The sequence below is a fragment of the Psychrobacter okhotskensis genome, from assembly GCF_013248965.1.
Classification (GTDB): Bacteria; Pseudomonadota; Gammaproteobacteria; order Pseudomonadales; family Moraxellaceae; genus Psychrobacter; species Psychrobacter okhotskensis.
Genome location: NZ_JABRVQ010000005.1, coordinates 34,554 through 56,465 on the forward strand (window position 1 = coordinate 34,554; position 21,912 = coordinate 56,465).

Annotated in this window: 17 protein-coding genes; 7 read left to right on the forward strand and 10 right to left on the reverse strand. The window is 42.4% G+C overall.

Annotated elements, in window-relative coordinates:
* Nucleotides 1-128: 128 nt before the first annotated feature.
* Nucleotides 129-1,058 carry a DUF808 domain-containing protein gene (locus HQR03_RS03960; RefSeq protein ID WP_173239222.1) on the reverse strand — a complete coding sequence of 310 codons (930 nt, stop codon included), beginning with the start codon at nucleotides 1,056-1,058 and terminating at the stop codon, nucleotides 129-131.
* Between the two features lie 415 nt (nucleotides 1,059-1,473).
* On the opposite strand from HQR03_RS03960, the gene HQR03_RS03965 reads away from it, so the two are divergent.
* The 5 genes from HQR03_RS03965 (at nucleotide 1,474) to HQR03_RS03985 (ending at nucleotide 7,840) form a co-directional block, all read left to right on the forward strand.
* Complete coding sequence (locus HQR03_RS03965; protein ID WP_173239223.1) at nucleotides 1,474-2,334, forward strand: DsbC family protein; 861 nt, start codon at nucleotides 1,474-1,476, stop codon at nucleotides 2,332-2,334.
* A gap of 318 nt (nucleotides 2,335-2,652) precedes the next feature.
* Complete coding sequence (locus HQR03_RS03970; protein ID WP_025651716.1) at nucleotides 2,653-4,014, forward strand: homoserine dehydrogenase; 1,362 nt, start codon at nucleotides 2,653-2,655, stop codon at nucleotides 4,012-4,014.
* Nucleotides 4,015-4,228: 214 nt separating this feature from the next.
* On the forward strand, nucleotides 4,229-5,410 hold the full coding sequence (locus HQR03_RS03975; protein ID WP_173239224.1) for a thiolase family protein: 1,182 nt from the start codon (nucleotides 4,229-4,231) through the stop codon (nucleotides 5,408-5,410).
* 471 nt (nucleotides 5,411-5,881) lie between these two features.
* Nucleotides 5,882-6,730: a DUF2382 domain-containing protein gene (locus HQR03_RS03980; protein ID WP_101210792.1), complete on the forward strand. Its 849-nt coding sequence runs from the start codon at nucleotides 5,882-5,884 to the stop codon at nucleotides 6,728-6,730.
* Between the two features lie 498 nt (nucleotides 6,731-7,228).
* A complete protein-coding gene (locus HQR03_RS03985; protein WP_173239225.1) occupies nucleotides 7,229-7,840 on the forward strand; it encodes a YsnF/AvaK domain-containing protein in 612 nt (203 codons plus the stop codon).
* Nucleotides 7,841-7,966: 126 nt separating this feature from the next.
* Here the strand turns inward: HQR03_RS03985 and HQR03_RS03990 are convergent, their stop codons facing one another.
* Both HQR03_RS03990 and secA read right to left on the reverse strand, forming a co-directional pair.
* Nucleotides 7,967-8,500: a hypothetical protein gene (locus HQR03_RS03990; RefSeq protein WP_173239226.1), complete on the reverse strand. Its 534-nt coding sequence runs from the start codon at nucleotides 8,498-8,500 to the stop codon at nucleotides 7,967-7,969.
* Between the two features lie 318 nt (nucleotides 8,501-8,818).
* Nucleotides 8,819-11,635 carry a preprotein translocase subunit SecA gene (secA, locus tag HQR03_RS03995; RefSeq protein ID WP_173239227.1) on the reverse strand — a complete coding sequence of 939 codons (2,817 nt, stop codon included), beginning with the start codon at nucleotides 11,633-11,635 and terminating at the stop codon, nucleotides 8,819-8,821.
* 401 nt (nucleotides 11,636-12,036) lie between these two features.
* Between secA and mutS the strand changes: the two genes are divergently transcribed.
* Complete coding sequence (mutS, locus tag HQR03_RS04000; protein WP_173239228.1) at nucleotides 12,037-15,207, forward strand: DNA mismatch repair protein MutS; 3,171 nt, start codon at nucleotides 12,037-12,039, stop codon at nucleotides 15,205-15,207.
* Between the two features lie 92 nt (nucleotides 15,208-15,299).
* A complete protein-coding gene (gene fdxA / locus HQR03_RS04005) occupies nucleotides 15,300-15,623 on the forward strand; it encodes a ferredoxin FdxA (RefSeq protein ID WP_055123496.1) in 324 nt (107 codons plus the stop codon).
* Between the two features lie 111 nt (nucleotides 15,624-15,734).
* Here the strand turns inward: fdxA and HQR03_RS04010 are convergent, their stop codons facing one another.
* The 7 genes from HQR03_RS04010 to HQR03_RS04040 all read right to left on the reverse strand — a co-directional run bounded on the left by HQR03_RS04010 (nucleotide 15,735) and on the right by HQR03_RS04040 (nucleotide 21,883).
* Nucleotides 15,735-16,184, reverse strand: coding sequence for a pilin (locus HQR03_RS04010; RefSeq protein ID WP_227688873.1), 450 nt, complete (start codon nucleotides 16,182-16,184; stop codon nucleotides 15,735-15,737).
* A 132-nt stretch (nucleotides 16,185-16,316) separates the two neighbouring features.
* Nucleotides 16,317-17,051 (reverse strand): TfpX/TfpZ family type IV pilin accessory protein, encoded by a 735-nt coding sequence (gene tfpZ / locus HQR03_RS04015; protein WP_336217783.1) that lies wholly within the window; start codon nucleotides 17,049-17,051, stop codon nucleotides 16,317-16,319.
* A gap of 39 nt (nucleotides 17,052-17,090) precedes the next feature.
* Nucleotides 17,091-18,578 (reverse strand): fused MFS/spermidine synthase, encoded by a 1,488-nt coding sequence (locus HQR03_RS04020; RefSeq protein WP_173239230.1) that lies wholly within the window; start codon nucleotides 18,576-18,578, stop codon nucleotides 17,091-17,093.
* 86 nt (nucleotides 18,579-18,664) lie between these two features.
* The gene (locus HQR03_RS04025) at nucleotides 18,665-19,840 is read right to left on the reverse strand and encodes a serine hydrolase domain-containing protein (RefSeq protein WP_173239231.1); all 1,176 of its coding nucleotides are present in this window, start codon (nucleotides 19,838-19,840) and stop codon (nucleotides 18,665-18,667) included.
* Nucleotides 19,841-19,966: 126 nt separating this feature from the next.
* The gene (locus HQR03_RS04030) at nucleotides 19,967-20,512 is read right to left on the reverse strand and encodes a pilin (RefSeq protein WP_173239232.1); all 546 of its coding nucleotides are present in this window, start codon (nucleotides 20,510-20,512) and stop codon (nucleotides 19,967-19,969) included.
* Between the two features lie 319 nt (nucleotides 20,513-20,831).
* The gene (locus tag HQR03_RS04035; RefSeq protein ID WP_173239233.1) at nucleotides 20,832-21,332 is read right to left on the reverse strand and encodes a type IV pilin protein; all 501 of its coding nucleotides are present in this window, start codon (nucleotides 21,330-21,332) and stop codon (nucleotides 20,832-20,834) included.
* The gene (locus HQR03_RS04040) at nucleotides 21,332-21,883 is read right to left on the reverse strand and encodes a type IV pilin protein (RefSeq protein WP_173239234.1); all 552 of its coding nucleotides are present in this window, start codon (nucleotides 21,881-21,883) and stop codon (nucleotides 21,332-21,334) included. The genes HQR03_RS04035 and HQR03_RS04040 overlap by 1 nt, the downstream gene beginning before the upstream one ends.
* Between the last annotated feature and the right edge of the window lie 29 nt (nucleotides 21,884-21,912).

The window sequence follows — 21,912 nt, forward strand, 5'->3', positions numbered from 1 at the left end:
GCATTATATTTAATGTATAGGCAAGGAATTTTAGAATCGCTACAAGGCGACCGACCGCAGATAGTACACTGAGTACATCTAAGGCGTGTAACACTGTAGCGATTTCAAAGTGCTCTGACTATAGCGCTTTAATGCGCAGAAGAAGCGTCTTCATCCTTACCGCGTATTTTGCCAATCATCGTCATAATGCCAACCATGATCACACCTACTACCAAGCCGACCAAACCATTTAGCAGCATCGTCGTCGCACTTTCAAATATGCCAGTCAGATGCGCCAAGTCTTCGACTTCATGATGCAAAAAGTCGATACCGTGTACCAGAATACCACCACCGACTAAGAACATTGCCAATGTCCCAGCGATAGTTAAAAACTTCATCAGCTTGGGTGCCGCCGATACCAAAAATTCACCGATTTTTTGCGTGACACTGCCTGATTTTTTCATCAGATAAAGACCCGCATCATCCATTCTGACGATACCAGCAACCAAGCCATATACCCCAACCGTGATCGCTATCGCAATAATGGAGAGTACCAAGCTTTTTTCTAGCAAGCTTGCCCCTGCAGCTGAGCCTAAGGCAATGACGATAATCTCAGCAGACAAAATAAAATCTGTCCGAATAGCGCCTTTGATTTTTTCTTTTTCAAAAGCAACAAGATCGATGGTTTCATCCGCATTGGCTTGCCGACGGGCATTTTGCTCCTCGTCGTGTGGTAAGACGTGAGGCCAAAACTTATGAATGACCTTTTCAGCGCCTTCATAGGCTAAGAATAGCCCGCCACACATCAGCAAAAACGTCACCAAGGGTGGATAAATGGTACTGATTAATAACGCGGCCGGTACTAAAATGAGCTTATTGATGAATGAACCTTTAGCGACGGCCCAAACCACTGGTAACTCGCGATTGGCTTTGACCCCTGTTACCTGCTCCGCATTCAGGGCTAAGTCATCACCTAGCACCCCTGCGGTTTTTTTGGCGGCCACCTTGGTCATGACCGAAACGTCATCGAGTATTACACTGATATCATCAAGTAGGGTTAATAAACTGGCACCTGCCATACGCACTCCTTAGTATAAATTTGCTTAGATTAGTAAATGTTTCAAAATGACAGTACTTCAAAATAAATGTTGCAACATAATAGTGATGTCATCATAAAAAGTGATTATAAGCAGTAGACTACCTATAGGTGCGACGATATGAAATAGTACAAATGTATTTTATTTTTCCAAATTTAACCGCCATCGATGCATTATATTTATGATGGGCATAAAAATAGCCTTTAGAGGTTATTAAAAAAATTATGTTAATATAGCGTATATGATTACTTATCCTTTATGATTGATAAATGCGATAAAACCAGCCAATGTCGCCCTTCTTACCACACGACCTACTCGTCATGATGGGTCAGAGACCATACAAAGCCCTTTTATTATGAACCCTTGATTAGGCGTGACTGCCTAAAGGAAACACCCTATGTCCTTCTCTCCTTTTTCGAAAGCCGTGCCGACTGCTGCTAATTTTTCACGCAACCATTTATCTCGGGTCATGATGAGTGCCTTATTGGTCATCGTCGCGGCTGGCTGCTCAAACAATGCCGCCGATGCCACCAGTACTAATGCTAGCGTGGTTAATAGCGCTCAAGCCAAAACCAGCACTGCCCCAATCACGACTGAAAGCGACGCTGCTGTGGTCAAAGCACTACAAGCCAACTTAAACGCCTCTGGCATTGAAGAAAAAATCATCTCCGCCGTGCCGACTGATATGGATGATATCTATTGGGTCACCGCTGAAGGGCTGCCTGCTTTTTTTACCGACAAATCCGGCAAGCATATTATTCAAGGGCAAATCATTGCGGTTGGTGACGCTGCCCCCGTCGATATTAGCGCCGCCTTAGTCGCTGGTACTGCGCAAGAAGCGCTAACAGCCGTCGATAAAAGCGAGATGATTATTTATCCTGCAAAAGGTGAAACCAAGGCTGTGGTCTACGCCTTTACCGATGCTGACTGTGGCTATTGTCGTAAGCTGCATTCAGAGATGGATGACATCAATGCACGCGGTATCGAGGTACGTTATCTCGCATGGCCACGTAGTAAAGAATCAGTGCCTAAAATGGAGGCGATTTGGTGCAGTGAGGATCGCAATGCTGCCATGAATCAGGCCAAAATAGGCGCAGATATCCAAGGGCCTAGCTGTATCAATCCGGTGCAAGAGCATATGGCATTGGGCGCAAGACTTGGTGTGCGTGGTACGCCAGCGATATTTACTGAAGCAGGCGAACAAGTAGGTGGTTATCTCCCAGCCGCCGAGTTGGCTCAAGCAGTTGGTGCTATCTAAGCGAACGCAGGCTATTGAACGTAAGCTACTGAATTAAACGCGAGCGATTGATTCAGTAGCTGTTATATATTTTTGATATTGTTGACCACAGCGACATTGAGTAGACGTCACAAGCGCTTGTCGGTATGATACGATAAAGCGCAAGGCAACATCAGCCACATACTTTTTTATCTAAGCATTTTTTATCCCACTATAGTGAAGCAATGGCAAGACTGACATTAGGAAGATGAGCGCAGACCGTACGTTTAGTACCGTAAGCGCATCTGATACCGTAACAGCTGGTCATTGCTGCACTATATTTAACCTTTTGAGGATACTGTGAGCAACTCCATCAAACTAGCTATACTTGGTCTGGGCACCGTCGGAACGGGCGTGATCAACTTAATCAATGATAATTTAGATGAGCTAAAACGCCGTAGCGGACGCGATATTATTATTACCGAAGTCGGTACGCGCCGTCAGCGTGATGATATCGATCCTGATATTATGCAAAACAGTGATTTGATGGCCATTGCTGCCAGTGACAATGTCGATATCGTCATCGAAGTGATCGGGGGTACTACCCTCGCAAAAGACGTCATCATGCACGCCATCAAAAACGGCAAACATGTGGTGACAGCAAATAAAGCCTTATTGGCTGAGCACGGCAATGAGATTTTTGCTTTCGCTGAAGCCAATAATGTCCACGTCGCTTATGAAGCGGCGGTCGCAGGTGGTATTCCAATCATCAAAGTGATGCGTGAAGCATTGGCTGCTAATAAAATCAATTGGTTGGCGGGTATCATTAATGGTACTGGCAACTTTATCATGACCGAAATGCGCGATAAAGGTCGTCCGTTTGCAGACGTGCTGAGTGAGGCGCAAGAGCTGGGTTATGCCGAAGCAGATCCTACTTTTGATGTCGAAGGCATTGATGCAGCGCACAAACTGGCCCTCCTCGCCTCGATTGCTTTTGGTATTCCGCTACAGTTTGATAAAGTCTACTGTGAAGGCATTACTGGTATCACCTTACAAGACGTCAACTATGCCGAAGAGCTTGGTTATCGTATCAAACACTTAGGCTTTGCGGTGCGCCGTGATAGCGGAGGCAGCAATGGCGACGATGCAGGTATTGAGCTACGCGTTCACCCCACACTGATTCCTCAAGATGCGCTACTAGCAAATGTGAATGGCGTAAAAAATGCGGTGTTGGTCAATTCGCACCCGCTTGGGCAGACGCTATATTGTGGTGATGGCGCTGGCGCTGGTGCTACGGCGTCTGCAGTAATGGCAGATGTGATGGACTTGGTTCGGGTGTTGGGCAGCAAGGACAACGACGATCAAAGCAACAGTAATCAAAACAACCACGGCCACCATGTGCCGCACTTAGCTTTTATTCCTGAACAACTATCAGATACGCCTATCTTGCGTGCTGAGCAGATGATCACGGGCTATTATTTACGCGTTCATGCTTTTGACAATCCTGGCGTATTGGCTGATATCACTCGTATACTTAGCGATGCCGGTATCAACATCGATGCTATCTTACAAAAGCCTGCCCATAAGCTGGGTCAAGTACCCGTCATTATCTTGACGCTACCAGTGGTCGAGAGTCAGATGAATCTGGCCATTGAAAAAATTGAAAAGCTAAATACCATTACCGATAAAGTGGTTCGCATTCGTTTGGATGAGCTTGCTTAAGTTAGAAGCTTATCACTGGTTTTTAATAATGGCTGATTTTAGTCTTTTAAGACTTTGCTATAGATAATATTGTAGTCACATTCATGAGCCATTGTTTTAACCTTGAATAAAATCCAGCCGTACTTATATTATCGTTAACAGAAATGATTTTAGTCACGTTTTTTTGTTTAAACACACAGACTTTTATTAAAACGAATAAAAAGGAACAACAATAATGTCAAATGATGCAATTGTAATTTTAAACGGCGCACGTACCCCAATGGGCGGCTTCCAAGGCGCTTTAAAAGACGTCAGTGCAACCGACCTAGGCGCAACAGCCATTAAAGCCGCTGTTGCTCGCTCTGGTGTTAGCGCGGACAAGATTGACGAAGTAATTATGGGCTGTATCTTAACAGCGGGTTTGGGTCAAGGCCCTGCGCGTCAAGCCATGCGTAAAGCTGGTCTATCTGATGCCACCGGTGCTGTCACTATCAATAAACTTTGTGGTTCAGGTCTAAAAGCTGTGATGCAAGCACATGACGGTATCAAAGCGGGCAGCTTCGATGTCGCAGTTGCGGGCGGCATGGAATCCATGACCAATGCTCCTTATATTATGCCAGGCGCACGTGGTGGCTATCGTATGGGCCATAAAGAAGTCAAGGATCATATGTTCCTAGACGGCTTAGAAGATGCTGAAACAGGTAAACTAATGGGTCAATTCGCCCAAGAAATGGCCATTGAAAAAGGCTATACCCGTGAGCAAATGGATAACTTTGCCATTGAGTCACTGAATCGCGCCCTCACTGCTATTAAAGACGATCATTTCAAAAATGAGATTGAACCCGTTACTTTTGAGACGCGTAAAGGCGAGCAAACCGTCGACACCGATGAACAGCCCGGTCTTGCCAATGCAGAGCGCATTCCTACGTTGCGCCCAGCCTTTGCTAAAGATGGTACGATTACCGCCGCCAATGCTAGCTCAATCTCAGATGGCGCTGCTGCTGTCGTAGTTATGAAAGAGTCGCAAGCAAAATCTGAAGGCCTTGATTATCAAGCACGTATCGTGGCAACGGCTTCGAACTCGCGTCATCCAAGCGAATTTACCATTGCACCCATTGGCGCAATCGAAAAAGTATTAGCCAGTGCAGGCTGGTCAGTTGCCGATGTTGATCTATGGGAAATCAATGAAGCCTTTGCGATGGTGACCATGGCTGCAATGGATGAGCTAAACATTGAGCATGCCAAAGTAAACATTGAAGGCGGTGCTTGTGCCCTTGGCCATCCAGTTGGCTGCTCTGGCGCACGTATCCTAATTACCCTGATCAACTCTTTACAGCGTACTGGCGGTAAGAAAGGCGTTGCCACCCTATGTATCGGTGGCGGTGAAGCAGTAGCCGTGGCTATCGAACTGCCTTAATTATCGATTGGTAAAACTAAGCTTCATTACTTAAAAAAGAATTAGATTATTTAGAAGACAGTCAGGTTACTTAAAAGCAGACTGTAATTAAAATTCTAATACTTCGCTTTATAAAACCGCATTGCTTAGCGCTCTGCGGTTTTTTTATACGTAACATTTCTTGAAAACGGATTGTGTTCTTTTCGGTAAGAAATCCTTAACTCAAATATATATATCTGTCGTTCCCTTTACAGCCTCTTACACGCAATTACTTCAAGCTCACACTTTGCTACCTTGCTTATATATCTCATCCGAAATCGTGATGTTAGGATAATTACAAGTTGATGTAGAGATTGCTTAACACAGCTTGTTACAGCACTTGATTTAGATAGAGCAATGAAATTTTCATAAAAATAACGAATCACTGTTTTATAACAATTTAGCTTTATAACAGAACCATTAATCATTTACTCATATAGAAGGAAGATAATAATGAGCCAACTAATTCGTTTAAAAGATATCCAAGCTACCCACCGTGATCTTATCGGTGACGATTATTATGATCCAACGGGCAAAACAGCCTATGGCGTCAATGAAGAAAAAATCGGTAAAATTGACGGCGCGCTAGTAGAAGATACGACTGGTCGTATTCGCTACTTAATCGTCGATGCAGGCGGTTGGTTTAGCTCAAAAGAAGTATTGGTACCAGCAGGTTTAGCTCGTATCGTTGGTGATGACGTGTTCTTTGATAGTCTAACGCAAGCGCAAGTAGAAGCAATGGACGTTTATGACCACGACTATCAGTATAGCTATAAAGAGCAGTACGAAAAAGATCGTCAATCGTTCGTTGCTGACAGCGTACCAACAGAAGAGCGTATGGAAATTGCTGAGCACAACTACGAAGCCCCAAACACGCTTGAGCTGCTAGAAGAGCGTCTGACCGTTAATAAAGATCGTATCGTCGCCGGTTTAGTAAAAGTCGGTAAGCATGTCGTGACCGAAGAACGTAATGTAGATGTTGAACTAGAAGAAGAACATGCCAACATCGAGCGTACCAATGTTGACCGCCCTACTGATCGTCATATCGGTGATGTGAATGGCAATGAAAGCATCGAAGTAGAGCTCTCAGCAGAACGTGCCCGCGTTGGTAAAGAAACCTACGTTTCTGAAGAAGTGAACGTTGGTAAAACAACTGAGCGTCATACTGAGACTATCGTAGAGACCATTCAGCGTGAAGAGCTAGATATTGATCGTGATGGTAATGTGGTTGATCGTGAAGGCAATATTGTCGACCGCGACGGTATCACTGCTGAAGATGTACGCCGCGCCCGTGGCATGTAACTTGTGGCACACAATATACAAAAATGATCACTTGATGCTGAAAACTAGATTCATTAAGTAGATAAGCATTAAATGGCTGTTAATAGCAGCTAAATATGTCATTCAGTTCATAAAGATCAGAGTTTCTCTCTGGTCTTTTTTTATGCCAGTGCGTGTCATCATTTAGATCGTGAGGCTTAAAATGAGGAAAATTGCAGCCAAACAAGGAATGAATTGCCATAAATATGAACATATCGACAAGATTTCTGACGATGTTTGGCTAAATTTAGCCATTTTAAGACCATTAAATGTATCAATGTGCTAATTGATGACACACCCTAACTCATATTTTTATAATTCAGCGTACTTTGTGGCGAGTTTTATAATGATGACAAGTTGTATAATCAAGTTAACAGTAATTGATAGCTCTGATGTTTTATAATCATTAAGAAACCTTTAATGAAAAAGAAATCTTTAATAAAATATCTTTGGAATTTATTTAAAAATAAGGAAAATAAGATGACAGCCAATAATAATAATGAAACCCTAACAACCGATACCAATCCGCCTATTGCTGATCATAGTGCTGAAAACAAACTTCCTGCTCCTGAACATAATAGAGAGCCATTGGCTACCTTGAATCAAAAAGCCAATGGCGGGCGTTTAGAGTTACTGGAAGAACGTCCTGTCGTTAACAAAGAACGCTTGGATGTGGGTAAGGTCACGGTCACTAAGCACTCTCGAACCAAGACGATACAAGTGCCAATTGAGTTGGTAGAAGAATATATCACTGTCCGCACCGACTATAATGATGCCGAAAGTCAGGATTTACTGTCAGGTAATTACGATGATAAGGACATACTGCGCCATGTTGAACCAGCGCTCGACAGCAAGGCGGTCGTGACTATCAATGGCAAGCAAGTTGAAATCGGTGATGCGCCCATCGAAATTATCTTATCGCGTCAAGTGGCGACCATCACTAAAGACACCTATGTCATTCAAGAAGTCGATGTCAACAAGAGTACGCACACCCATACTGACAATATCGAAGTCACACTTAAGCATGAAGAGCTAGACGTGACAGAGGAAGGGTTTTTGGAACATGAGCGCAGCCCTATTCAAAAGAAATAGACCGTTAATAAAAAATTGATATCAGCAATACCGTCGCGTTTTTAGGATATTTTGACTATAACTCAAAAATCAGATATAAAAAAAGCAACGACAACGTTGCTTTTTTCTTGATTGATTGCTTATTGATTATGATGTTTTCTTACATTCATAAGTGTTCACATTAGCGGCATCTGCACCTGCTGTGCGCATCACGCCCGTTTCACGCGCTTCGTGTGCCACACGCCACTGCACAAAACCTTCTCCACCGTCCATAGCAGTCTTTGCTTCAAAAACTTCAGGATTGCTAGCGTCATTGGTTTTCATCAAGGTTGTTGTTCCTTGAGCAGTAGCAATGACCACTTGGTTATCGGTATCTTTATAAGTTGCTGCAACTTGTAACTCAGGAGCACACAGGTAGTTTATCTGCGTCACACCACCGTTCACCGAAGCAACAGTATCATCCTCTACCTCACTGGCTGACGCATCTTGTGGAGCGACTATCATATTATTGGGCTCGGCAGGTTCGGCAGACATAGGAACAGATTGCTCTTCGCTTATGTTGTCTTCTAGGCTCTGCTCAGGCTCTTGCTTTTGTTGACAGGCTCCAACCGTTAGAGCACCGGCCAATAAACCTGTCATCACAACAGAGGTACGCAACTGTTTTAATAATTCTACATTCATAATACGCTCCCAAATAAATATGTTAAACACTATAGCGTGTCCATAAATTCACGCCTATGCTGAATTTGTAAACAATCGCTACAAAGCCATTGCTTATTGTTTGAATAATTAACTGAATAGTCTTATCCACTTAGCAAGTATAGTCAATGAAAAGTAATATCGAACCATCATGCACTGCTGCTATTGTCGCGTTTTTAGGAGATTGTGACTATACTTTTCATAAGCTTTAAAAAAAGCCCCCATCTATGTTAGATAAGGGCTTGTTACGACCATTGAAAACGCTTTTAGGACGGCTTACTTATCCCTAATGGTAACGCTTTAGATTTTGCCGTGGCATTGCTTATATTTAAGTCCCGAACCACAAGGGCAAGGTGCGTTACGGCTGATATTCATACCAGCGTATGGATTTGGCTCATCACCGATTTTAAAGTTGCGATCCGCATTATTACCAGCACCAATCGCAGCGCCTATCCCTGCCGCGCCGCTATTAGGGTTACGATTTTGTGGTTGCCCCTGCTCTGCTGCATTATTGTCCGCATTGCTATCTAAGTTGTCGATATCATCATGCTCGAATTGCATGCGCATATGAGCAGCATTCTCACGTTGCTGCGTTTCTAATGCCGCCAGCTCTTCTTTGGTCGGGATATGGACACGTGATAAATCTTGTACCGTCTCTGACTTAATCGCCCCTAGCATCATTTGGAACAACTCAAACGATTCCCGCTTATATTCTTGCTCAGGGTTTTTTTGCGCATAACCACGCAGATGGATACCTTTGCGCAGCTGATCCATTTGCGTCAAATGTTCTTTCCAGTGCTTGTCTAGGCTTTGCAGCATAAAATGACGCTCAAGCTGAGCGGCATCTTTTTCACCCATTTGCTCACGGCGACCATGATAATGATCCAGTGCTGTCTGAATGATTTTGGCGCGTAGCCCTTCTTCATCTAGGCGGCGATCTTCATCTAGCCAATCATTAATCGGCATTGATATCTTAAACTCATCCTCAAGCTCATCTTCCAATCCATCAACATTCCATTGGTCATCGATAGAACCTGGTGGGATAAATTGGCTAATCATGGCGTTATAGACTTCATGATGCATGATTTCGATGGCCTCTAATAGATCCATATCTGCGAGCAAATCATCGCGCTGAGCATAGATCACTTTACGCTGCTCATTGGCAACATCATCATATTTTAGAAGATTTTTACGGGCATCAAAATCGCGGCTCTCAACTTTACCTTGCGCGTTTTCGATCGATTTGGAGACCATTTTGTGCTCAATGGCTTCGTCTTCTTTGAGTCCCATGGCGCGCATCATATTGACAACGCGGTCACCGGCGAAGATACGCATCAAGTCATCTTCGAGCGATAAGAAGAAGCGCGACATACCAGGGTCACCTTGACGACCGGCACGACCACGTAGCTGGTTATCAATACGGCGTGATTCATGGCGCTCAGAACCAATGATATGCAAACCACCAGCCGCAACGACTTGGTCATGTTTGACTTGCCATTCTGCCTTCAAGCGTTTCATCTCTTCTGGGCTGACCGAATCAATGTCTTCGATAAACGACTGCCAGTTACCACCAAGGATAATATCAGTACCACGACCGGCCATGTTGGTGGCGATGGTGACCGATTTTGGGCTACCAGCCTGCGCGATAATTTCGGCTTCACGCTCATGCTGCTTGGCATTTAGCACGTTATGCTTGACGCCTTCTTGATCCAGTAAGTACGACAATTCTTCGCTGGCTTCAATCGTCGCCGTACCAACCAATACTGGCGCACCTTTGGCTTGAATGTCTTTAATCTCGCGAATGATGCCTTTATATTTTCCTAACTTGGTCAAGAAAATCTGGTCATCCATATCGATACGCGCAATGGGCTCATGCGTTGGAATCACGATGACGTCTAGGTCATACGTTGATTTGAACTCTGCCGCTTCGGTATCAGCTGTACCGGTCATACCAGACAATTTGTCATAGAGACGGAAATAGTTCTGGAAAGTGGTGGTTGCCAGCGTTTGGTTCTCCGCTTGGATCTCGACGTTTTCTTTGGCTTCGACCGCTTGATGCAGCCCTTCTGACCAACGACGACCTGGCATAGTACGACCAGTGTTTTCATCAACGATGACCACTTCGCCATCATCGACAATATAATGGACGTTTTTGACAAAGACATGATGGGCACGAATGGCGGCTTGGACGTGTGCCAATAGCGGCAAACGGCTTGGGCTATATAAACTTTCGTTTTCGCCCAGCTCGCCCACTTCGATTAGGAAACGCTCAATTTTTTCATAGCCTTTTTCGCTAATCTCGATCTGACGGTTCTTTTCATCAATCCAAAAATCTTCTTCTTCGTTATTCTTATTGGCTTCTTCATCTTTTGAGCGAATAAGTACCGGAATAATGGTATTAATCAGCGCATACATACGCGATGAATCTTCGGCTTGACCCGAGATAATCAAGGGCGTACGCGCTTCATCAATCAAAATAGAGTCAATTTCATCAATAATACAAAAGTTTAATGAGCGCTGCTTTTTTTCGCCTAAACTAAACACCATGTTATCGCGTAGATAATCAAAGCCATATTCGTTATTGGTACCGTAGGTGATATCCGCTTGATAGGCGTCGATTTTTTCTTGAGGTGGTTGTTGTGAATAAATCACCCCAACCGTCATTCCCAAAAAGCCAAACAACGGACGGTTCAATTCCGCATCACGGGCGGCCAAATAATCGTTGACCGTGACCAGATGGACGCCTTTGCCACTGATAGCGTTGAGATACATCGCCAAGGTACCCATCAAGGTTTTACCTTCACCGGTTTTCATCTCAGCAATTTTGCCTTCGTGCAAGGTGAGACCACCGATCAGCTGCACATCGTAATGGCGCATGCCATTGACACGTAGCGATGCCTCGCGGCAAACCGCAAACGCTTCTGGTAATAATGCATCTAAGCTTTCACCATTTTGGTGTCTTGCTTTAAACTCTTCGGTTTTTTGTTGTAATTGCTCATCAGACAGGGCTTGTATCGTCGCCTCATGTGCGTTGATCTTGCTGACCACTTTGCGCATGCGTTTTAATTCGCGGTCATTTTTGGTGCCAACCACACTGCCTATAATCTTTGATAACATAATTTTTTGACCTATGGAAATATTCGATAATTAGTACGCATGACAGCGCTTTACTCGCTGCTTATTCATTATTTGGCTGATTACGGTTTCATTTGAGGCAGTCCAATAAACGATTGCCTAATAACTTTATAATAAAATCTTGCCTAATGAAGTATCGCCCAATTAAGTGTGCCGTCATTATATATGGTTATGACGGCGATGGATACAAGGGCAATGAGTAGATATTTGCCGACGTAAAAACGTTGTAGGACGTGTTAAAATAGCGCTTATGGCTTTAAATTATTTAGCTTTTTAATCACCTCATTTAACGGCATGATTTGCTCACTATCCTTAGCTATTTATTATTATAAAAACACTTATTTCGCCCACAGTAAACTCATAAGAACCAAAAGAGACTCTGCATGACCGCTAAGCCGTCCGCTCAAAATCCTCATTCAGCTGAACCGTTAGTCATAGGCGATGCCATCTATCATTTGGCAGACCATACGCCGATGATGGTGCAATATCTAACCATGAAAGCCAATTATCCGCAAGCACTGCTGCTGTACCGGATGGGTGACTTTTATGAATTATTTTTTGATGATGCCAAGCGTGCCGCGCAAATCTTAGACATCACCTTGACCCGCCGTGGTACGGATAAAGCAGGTAACACCATTGCGATGGCAGGCGTGCCCTTTCATGCCGCTGACAGCTATATGGCGCGGCTGATTGCGGCTGGGCAAACCGTGGTCGTATGTGAGCAAATTGACGAAACTTTTAATGGTAATAGCACTGTCAATACGAGTAATAAATCCAATGCGTCTAGACTGTCTAACATGGGCGATAAGCAAAAAAAAGACAAAAGCAAATCTGCCGCTGGTACTATCATGCGCCGTGAAGTGGTTAAAACGCTGACCGCTGGGACGATTACCGATGATGCGCTCATTGCGCCCAATCATACACCGACCGTGGTCGCGATTGATATTGCAATGCCAAAAGGTAACAGCAACCAAGCTTTGCAAGCCGCCATTAGTCAAATGGATTTAGCCGCTGGGACGTTGACCACCCAAAGCCTAGCAGCAGATAATAATGATATCGAAGGTTTGCAAACTCAAATGCTGACGGTGCTCGCACGCTTTGCCCCGAGTGAATGTATCATTAGCGAGGCACTCAGTCACAGCGATGTAAATAGTAGTGGTAATGGCGAAGATTGGTTGACATGGCTACGGCAAAATCTTGATTGCCCTATCATCGAAGTCGCTGCCAATGACTTTCACCGTGAGCATGCCAGCGAGACGCTTTGTCAGCAGTTTGAGGTACAACGCCTCGATGGTCTAGGAATTAGCGATGCCACGCTTAGCCAATCTAGCTGTGCCGCCCTTATTCATTATGCACGGCAAACCCAACAGCGCCATGTGCCACAAGTTAATCAGCTTATCGTCGAGTACAGCGATAACTATCTAATCATTGATGCCAATAGTCAGCAAAATCTTGAGCTATTTACACCCGTCAGCAGTAACGGTACGTCGCTGATATCGGTGCTCAATCACTGTCAAACACCAATGGGACGTCGTTTGCTTATGCAGCAAATGAAGCGTCCACTACGGCAACATGCACGTATCAATCTGCGCTTAGAGGCGATAGCCAGCCTTTTACAGACAGACAGTCAATCGGATGAAAACAAACAGCTTAAGCAAAATTTAGAAAACAGCTCATTGGTCAGTGATTTACGCGATAACTTAAATGCCATCGGTGATATAGAGCGTATCAGTAGCCGTATCGGGCTGATGAGCGCTAAACCACGTGACCTGCGTAAACTTGCTGATGGTATTGCTAGTAGCACCCAGCTTAATACTCTACTGATAAATGCAGGTATTAGCCATGAGCAGGCAGGACTGTTGCCCATGCTGATGCAGCAATTGCCTGTACAGCTACCTGCCGTACAGTCCGTTGCTGAGCTAATCGAGCGCGCTATTATCACCGAGCCACCAGCGCATATCCGTGATGGTGGCATGCTAGCCGCAGGTTTTGATGCTGAGTTTGATCGCTTGACTCATTTGCATGACAATATCCAAGTGACCTTGGATGAGATGGTAGAGCGCGCGCGTCAAGAAAGCCAATTGCCCAGCCTAAAAGTGGGCTTTAATAAGGTCAGCGGTTTTTATTTTGAATTGCCTAAAATGCAGGCAAAAAATGCACCGGCGCACTTTATCCGTCGGCAAACGCTAAAGAGCAGCGAGCGCTTTATCACCGATGAGCTAAAGACAGTCGAGACCGAGTATCTAAGCGCACAGACATTAGCGTTAACTCGTGAAAAACAGCTATATCACCAACTGTTGACACTATTAAGCAGCCATTTAGCGGAACTACAACAGCTAAGCGCGGCTATTGCGCAAATAGATGTGCTTAGTAATTGGGCGCAACTTGCCATGACTTATAACTGGCAACGTCCAGCCATGAGCAATGACTCAAAAGATGATAGTGTCTTAAACAACAGTCATTCGAAGAATGGCTTGAATAATAACAGTCATTCGAAGAATGGCTTGAATAATAACAGTCAAACCAGTATCGATATTAAAGCAGGTCGTCATGTGGTTGTTGAAGCGGCGCTAAATCCAGCCAATACTGGAAATACTGTTAATAAAATCAACAATTCTCAACCTACGAGCCATTTTGTCGCCAATGATTGCGCTTTAGGCAGTCATGCAAACCCTGAAAGACTGTTAATGATTACCGGTCCTAATATGGGTGGTAAGTCTACCTTTATGCGCCAAACAGCATTGATTGTTTTACTGGCGCATTGTGGTAGCTTCGTCCCAGCAGCGCGTGCCCATATCGGTGATATCGACCGTATCTTTACTCGTATTGGCTCAACTGATGATTTAGCAGGCGGTAAATCCACCTTTATGGTAGAAATGATTGAAACCGCTAATATCCTTAATCAAGCAACAAGCAAATCACTCGTATTAATGGATGAAGTCGGACGCGGTACGGCGACCACTGACGGTCTCGCTATTGCTCATGCCTGTGTCAATCGCTTGGTCGAGATTGGCTGCCTGACCTTATTTGCCACCCATTATTTTGAACTGACAAAATTGGCGCAGAGTACAAATTACGCTGAAAGTAGCCATGCCAATATTCGTAATGTCCATGTCGCCGCCAGTGAAATCGATGGTCAATTATTGCTATTGCATCAAATACGCGCAGGGGCAGCAAGCTCTAGCTTTGGACTACATGTCGCTAAGATGGCTGGTATTCCGACTCAGGTATTGAATGATGCCAAGCGCTATTTAGTAGACAACTTGAAAATAAATAGCGTAAAAACAGAAAACGAAAAAGTTGCAATAGATAAAGTTGATGACAAAAATGACTTAGCTAAGTCAGTAAAGGATAAACGCCAGCAGGCTTATAATGACGAGGCAGAAAAAGCAAATAGCAGCAGTAATAACCAAACTAGAACTACGAATAATAATCCACAGCAAAATCAGCTATTTAGCTTGCAAGATGAGCTTAACGCTATTAACCCTGACAACCTAACACCCAAGCAAGCGCATGACCTGCTCTATCATCTTAAGAAATTCATTAGTCATTAAAGGGAATTGTCAAATAGCGGTAAAGGCGCTAAAATATGCTTTATTTTTCAAATATTCTATTTTGCTCAATCCAATAACAGGTAGACATCACTATGACCTTTGTCGTTACAGATAACTGCATTCTTTGCAAATACACCGACTGTGTGGAAGTCTGTCCTGTGGACTGCTTTTATGAAGGCCCGAACTTCCTCGTCATCGATCCTGACGAGTGCATCGACTGCGCGCTATGCGAGCCTGAATGTCCCGCCAATGCCATCTTTTCAGAAGATGAAGTGCCCAAAGGGCAAGAGATGTTCACTCAGCTAAACGAAGAGCTGGCGCAAAAATGGCCAAACATTACTGAGATGAAAGGTCAGTTGCCAGAAGCTGAGAAATGGGATGGCGTGGAAGGTAAGATTCAGTATTTAGAGAAGTAGCTAACCGATTACAGCTCTTTAGATTTCTGAAGATAAAAAAACCACCTAACAGATATATACTGCTAGATAGTTTTTTATTATCTTAATACTCTATTACTATGATTGATAAAATTACTTGCATGCGGGCGGTAAATAAGCTTTAAGAATACCTGTTGAAGCTCGGCATTGCCAAGTACCATCAGCAGCGCGATCAAGAATAAGACTTTGATTAGATAAATAGCTTAATTTCTTAATTTGGCAAGTTATAGCATTTTGGGCTATGCCGTTTGTACTCGGAGCTGTCACACTAAACTGACAATAATCGCTATCAGTTGGCATATTCAAACCGCTCACCGTAAAATCTACTACACTCTCTCCTTCGTCAATCAATATCTCATATGGTAGTCTGAAGTGATTTAATTCTTGATAAACTATCACTAAATCAGTTCTTCTAATATTTACTTGATAGCTAACTGTAGCTATCGCTGCCAAGATACCAATTATTGTGATAGTTACCATTAGTTCTATCAAGGTAAATCCTGACTCGGATGAAAGATAACGGTTTGAATTTAATAACAGCATAGTAGCAAATCAGATAATGAGTAATACTCTCTTATTGCACAAGATATGCCACTCCGCATATGCCACTCCGCTTCACATGGCGATATTCATTTTTTGAACTACGCGTTCTTTCTATAAACAAAGGTATAATTATTACCAAGGACGTAAGTCAACAATAGCAACCACAGTACCGCCCTTATTTTTATTAATAAGAACAGTCATATCTTTATTTGAAGTAAGGGGTAAAAAGCTATCAGCTTGGGGATATTTTTTAAGTATTTCATCTATCTTTATTGAAGAGTTGTACTGATTTAGCGCTGCTAACTGTAAACTATTTTTTATAATAAGTGGTTTAGCAGCTTCGAAGTCTCGATAAAGCTTTGGACGCTGTGCAGGTTTAATACCATAATTCGTCTCTGTCATTATTATATCAAGTTGCTCATTTGGATTATTGGTAGAAATATCGACATAACGATACTCAGGACCAAATGTAGGCAAAACCATAGGATGTTCTGGGTCATCAATTAGCTCATTAACCCTAACTAACTCAAATCTATCGACCACATAGGCTATCCAAACTGGTCGCGCTTCATACACTGAATATAAACCGTAGCCTAAAGCGCTCAATTGAAACAAGGCGATAACTGACAAATCCATTATTAAAGTTTTTTTATTCTTTTTATATACTATAAACGTTAATAACGGCCCTAATACTAAGTCTACTGCCAGTATCATTATAAATATCTTACTAACATCCGTAGCTTTGAACAAAGGTGCGGGATACCATGCATTTGTAATGATCATATAGCATATCAATGCTAGGATAACGCTAATACCTAAGTGAATAAAAGTCGCTTTCATTTTATCTTTGATAACTGCTGATATCACCTGTCACACTCCTAATTTATTATTTTTGATATCGAGTAGTTAAAGTCTTTCAATTGAATGATAGTAATACTTATCCAGTCTGGGCAAATCATCAGTATGAACTTTCTGATTTTTATTAAAAAATTCCACTTGCGAAAGCTTTTGACTATTTGGGCAAGCAAAATTACACAGCATAATATTTTGCAAATCTGCGCTATTATTTCTGGTAATAACATATGCCGACTCGCCAAACACTTCATACCAATTTTTAAAAAGGGTTTGGGTATACCCATGTTCTGTTACCGGTCTCCCTATTATATTTGCCATAATAAATTTGCTAGTAGCCTTAAACTTAGTGAGTGCTTCAAGTGTATATAAATTACTGGCCACAAACCTACCTTGAAAAGCATCAATTAACATAAAATCATACTTTAAGTCACTGCGACGCGTCAAATAACCTCTAGCGTCTTCTCCGATAAACTTGATATTTTGCGCTATTGATGCTTTTAAAAAATAAGTTTCAATAATTTTTGGTAATTCTTTATCTATTTCTATAACCGTAATATCCATATGAGGGTTGGCGTAAGCGATCTCACTCGGCGTTCCCATACCGGCACCGCCTATTATTACTATACTATTGGGTGAAGTTTTTTCTATGCCCTGTACTGTAATCTCTCCATATTGAGTACAGTTTTTTTTGGTTTCATATACCCAGCAACTACTTATTGACTGTCCGGGCTTATCAGTAATAGTGACGGCAGGCTGTCCTTCATAGTCAATATACTTCACAAACCAAGCACCTGTCGCCGTTTGATATCCCGTATCTACTTTATTAAAGTAGATGAACACTATGGTTATAATAAACGCTAAAGTGGCTATAATATAATTTTTATAAGGTAGGTTTCGTTTATCAGACTCAGCGCCTCGCGCGAGCACTGCCAGTCTAGTACAGAGCAATGCGCTTATTGCTAATGCCGCTATAAACAATGCCAAACTACTCATGAGACCAATATATGGCAATAAAAAAATGGGGGTCAAGGTTGAGCCAAGTACGCTACCAATAGTAGTTACAGATACCATCATCCCGGCATTCTTACCTGCATCAACATGGTTTTTATTTTCGTACTGTAATGTCAAAAACTGCGTAATTAGAGGAATACTGGTTGAACCAAACGCTAAACCCACCCCATAAAGTAGCCCTACCCCTACTGCAGCGAGTATCGGACTATCAATCCTAGCGGTCATAGCTTCTAATAGCGGCAATTGAATAATGCAAGCCACTGCATGAGAAGCGGCAGATAGTGACAATACGAGACCTGCTTTTAATAATGCTTCTCTTGGCGTACGGATAGATTGTGATAAACGACCGCCATACCAATAACCAATAGCAATTGCAATTAATACCATCGCTAATATTACACCGGTGATAGAAATTGAAGATCCGATATAAGTAGCTGATATTCTAATGGCATATATCTCAATACCGAGGCCAGCAAAACCTTCAAGCAGGGCAATAATCAGACATATAGTAATAACTTGTTTCTGCATGAAATGACTCACTACATATACTTAAGCAACCAACGTTATTAAATTATTTTTATTTAATAATACCAAAGAAATATTCATACATTCTCTTACAATTTTTGATTAAGTCGATATTGATAAATATATTTAACTAATTTTGATATGTTACCCGGATTTTGTTTGACGTTGGTTAGCATTGTCATTACTCCTCCCTTGTCGTCTATCACTAATAACGCAGCAACAGATGACATACTACCGTCGCGCCAATAAAAGCGTAAACGCGGATCTATACTATATTCATAACCCATATAGCCATGACAACCCTTCACTATAGAGAAATCGCATAAGTTATTAGAAGGTCTATTGGTAATATTAGGACGCTGGGACTTTTCCATATCATGGACGATAGTCACTAAAGATGACGCATCACCATATAATCCTGCTACAGACGCTAATGATTCATAATTATAAGACTTATCCAGTAGCTTTATGGCGCTATTAGTAATAGGTAGACTACTGTCATCGCTAGCAAAATCAAAGTTTTCAAAATTAGATAACTGATAACGTTGTTTTACAATATCTCGATAAGACTGTTGATACTTCTCCTCTGCAATACGCGATAGAAGACAGTAACCCGTATTAGAGTATGCTACCTTTGTACCAGGATCAAATTGCAAGTTAACTAATGCCAGTTGCTGCACCCTGTTAGGACACCATGGCTCAGGCTCGAACATATCATCGTTTATTCCTAGAGTCTGACGATCAAAGCCTGCTCTGTGAGACAATAAATCTTTAACTTTAATGTCCTTGACGCGATCATCTCGATAAACTAACCCACGTAATTCAGGTAGTAAATTGACCACTTTATCTTCAAGGCTAAGCTTGTCCTTACGTATTAAATCTAAAACCAGATCGGCTGTAAATACTTTAGTCACACTAGCGAATTGATAAGTGGTAGTGGTTTCTACTTTTGGCTCTTCATCTATTTTATTCATCCATCCTGACACACAAGTAGTGAGCTTACCTGCTGGTGATAAATAAGCTAGAGATAAATTGGTTATAGGGTCACGGTCGTTAGGCTGATCTATTAATTTTATAGCTGTGCTACGCAGCCAAGCAGCGTCACCTTGGCAACGCAAATCATGCTCTAGTTTCTTCCAGCGATACCAATCAGAAGCTATCTTAGGATAGGGCGACTGATCTACGGCTATTACTAATCCAAATAAAGCAAAAATTAATACAATAACTTGCCATAGCTTATTCTGTTTATTAGATGAGTTGTCCATATTTATCCATTAAAAAAACTACCACTTTGAACAATTTAAAATAAAAAAAAGAAGAGCATAATTAACGCTCTTCTTTTCATCTAAAAATATTAAGTTCAAATACCGAATTTAGTCATAAGATTAAGACTATTCAGCTGGAGCTGGAGCTGGAGCTGCAGCAGCAGTTGCACGGCATGATGCAGGTACATATTTATTATCACCATCGAATGAACAGCCCCAAGTACGAATTGGTTGGTTAGTACCAGATACAAAATCAGCTGCAACCATCGCAGTACCTGGGACACCGTTAGCACCTAAACTTTTATAAGGTGTCAAAGTAACGGCTTTGCCGTTAACAGCAGAACCAATATTTTGTGCATATACTGATATCGCACCTGCAGCAGTAGTTGTTAATTTACTAACATACTTACTACTAACTGGCACAGCATCACCAGCTGCACCAGCTGTTTCACCACAACCCCATCCATTATCAGCAGCAGCTACAGGTAGACCAGCGTCCGCCGCTTCAGAAACAGTGTTTTTACAAGCTGTAGCAGCTAATACTACTTCGGTCATTTTTGCACGAGCAGTATAATCTTGATACGCAGGTAGCGCGATTGCCGCTAGAATACCGATAATGGCGATAACGATCATTAGTTCGATTAAGGTAAAACCTTTTTGTGCAGTGTTCATATGAACTCCTTTAGAGGTATATAAAGATAACTAGCTATGGGCGCATTTTTTATCTTTAATGATATAATAAATTTCTTTCTTACTATAAGTGTTGCAGGTAGCGTGCCAAAACATCACTATTATTGTTTTTATAGCTAAAACAGGGCTGTAACTCCTAATTTCGGCCTTACTTAGACATTTATTGTCTTATTATCCTTACATAGCATTACTAATGTTACTACCAAACTACTGAAAATTGTCAATTTGGCTGTATTTCAGTAGTGAAAAGTAAACGCCTCTGACAAAATTTGTCACTTCTCTACAAAATTTGTAAACTTTATTATTTGTTCCATTCGCCATCTGTACCGCAAGTATTAACTGTTTTAATCATTCGACACTTAATCCCCACGTAATTGAGCGTCATCCTGCCATCATTGGCCATCTGAGTTCCTGTTATTGGCGTTGCGGTAATGATCCATTCGGATGTCAAAGGACCTAGCGGAGGTAGTGGATCTGGTGGCGGCGAAACTGGTGCAACTATTGTTTCGACAGTAACGTTATAAAGCGCAGTGCCTTGCTGAGGATAATTACCAGTAAGCCCTGTTCTTAGCGCGTTGCTATAACTGCCTTGTGCTAGCTTGCGGCTCTCTATAATGGAGGCAATATTTTGCATCTCGCTCATCATATCGGTGCGCTTAGTCTTAATGACGTAACGTTGATAACTAGGATAAGCAACAGCTGCTAAAATCCCGATGATAGCGACGACGATCATCATTTCTATTAAAGTAAAGCCGCGCTGCTGTATAAAGGGCGCTTTTACTATTTTGCTGAAAAACGACATTACCAGCTCTCCTTTCCAGTACCACAGTCAGTAGAGGTAATATCAAAATCACTCGTACTGAGGTTTTGACAACGTAAACCTCTACTAGTCATCATCATCCTACTTGCATAAGTGGTAATTCCTGAACCTTTGGGTTCAGCGATCATCTTCCACGTACGTCCTGTCGTGTTTATTCCTGCATTTACTAATGAATTGGCAGGAGCTGTCCCATCGACGAGCGTAATCTTATAGCGATAATTACTGGCATCACTACCATCTGGTACATAGATAGTTTTGTTCGTTGGACTATCTGCATAACTATAAGTCACCGCATTAGTAGAGCTGTCGATGACTCGTGGTTGAAACCCTTGATACGTTAATGATCTAGCTCGCCAGCGCTCTAGTTCTATCTCTAGCTGTAGCATTTTTGCCTGCACGTCACGTTCAGCATTTTTGACCACATATTGCCGATAGCTGGGAATCGCGATAGTAGCAAGTATGGCAACAATCATTATAACCACCATCAGCTCGATAAGGGTAAAGCCGCGTACATTATCTTTATATGTACGCATAGTTGCTATCGCCACTATAGTATTCGACG

Coding starts and splice junctions, on each gene's coding strand:
- HQR03_RS03960 (WP_173239222.1), bottom strand. CDS start 1,058: ATGGCAGGTGCCAGTTTATTAACCCTACTTGATGATATCAGTGTAATA.
- HQR03_RS03965 (WP_173239223.1), top strand. CDS start 1,474: ATGTCCTTCTCTCCTTTTTCGAAAGCCGTGCCGACTGCTGCTAATTTT.
- HQR03_RS03975 (WP_173239224.1), top strand. CDS start 4,229: ATGTCAAATGATGCAATTGTAATTTTAAACGGCGCACGTACCCCAATG.
- HQR03_RS03980 (WP_101210792.1), top strand. CDS start 5,882: ATGAGCCAACTAATTCGTTTAAAAGATATCCAAGCTACCCACCGTGAT.
- HQR03_RS03985 (WP_173239225.1), top strand. CDS start 7,229: ATGACAGCCAATAATAATAATGAAACCCTAACAACCGATACCAATCCG.
- HQR03_RS03990 (WP_173239226.1), bottom strand. CDS start 8,500: ATGAATGTAGAATTATTAAAACAGTTGCGTACCTCTGTTGTGATGACA.
- secA (WP_173239227.1), bottom strand. CDS start 11,635: ATGTTATCAAAGATTATAGGCAGTGTGGTTGGCACCAAAAATGACCGC.
- mutS (WP_173239228.1), top strand. CDS start 12,037: ATGACCGCTAAGCCGTCCGCTCAAAATCCTCATTCAGCTGAACCGTTA.
- fdxA (WP_055123496.1), top strand. CDS start 15,300: ATGACCTTTGTCGTTACAGATAACTGCATTCTTTGCAAATACACCGAC.
- HQR03_RS04010 (WP_227688873.1), bottom strand. CDS start 16,184: ATGCTGTTATTAAATTCAAACCGTTATCTTTCATCCGAGTCAGGATTT.
- HQR03_RS04020 (WP_173239230.1), bottom strand. CDS start 18,578: ATGCAGAAACAAGTTATTACTATATGTCTGATTATTGCCCTGCTTGAA.
- HQR03_RS04025 (WP_173239231.1), bottom strand. CDS start 19,840: ATGGACAACTCATCTAATAAACAGAATAAGCTATGGCAAGTTATTGTA.
- HQR03_RS04030 (WP_173239232.1), bottom strand. CDS start 20,512: ATGAACACTGCACAAAAAGGTTTTACCTTAATCGAACTAATGATCGTT.
- HQR03_RS04035 (WP_173239233.1), bottom strand. CDS start 21,332: ATGTCGTTTTTCAGCAAAATAGTAAAAGCGCCCTTTATACAGCAGCGC.
- HQR03_RS04040 (WP_173239234.1), bottom strand. CDS start 21,883: ATGCGTACATATAAAGATAATGTACGCGGCTTTACCCTTATCGAGCTG.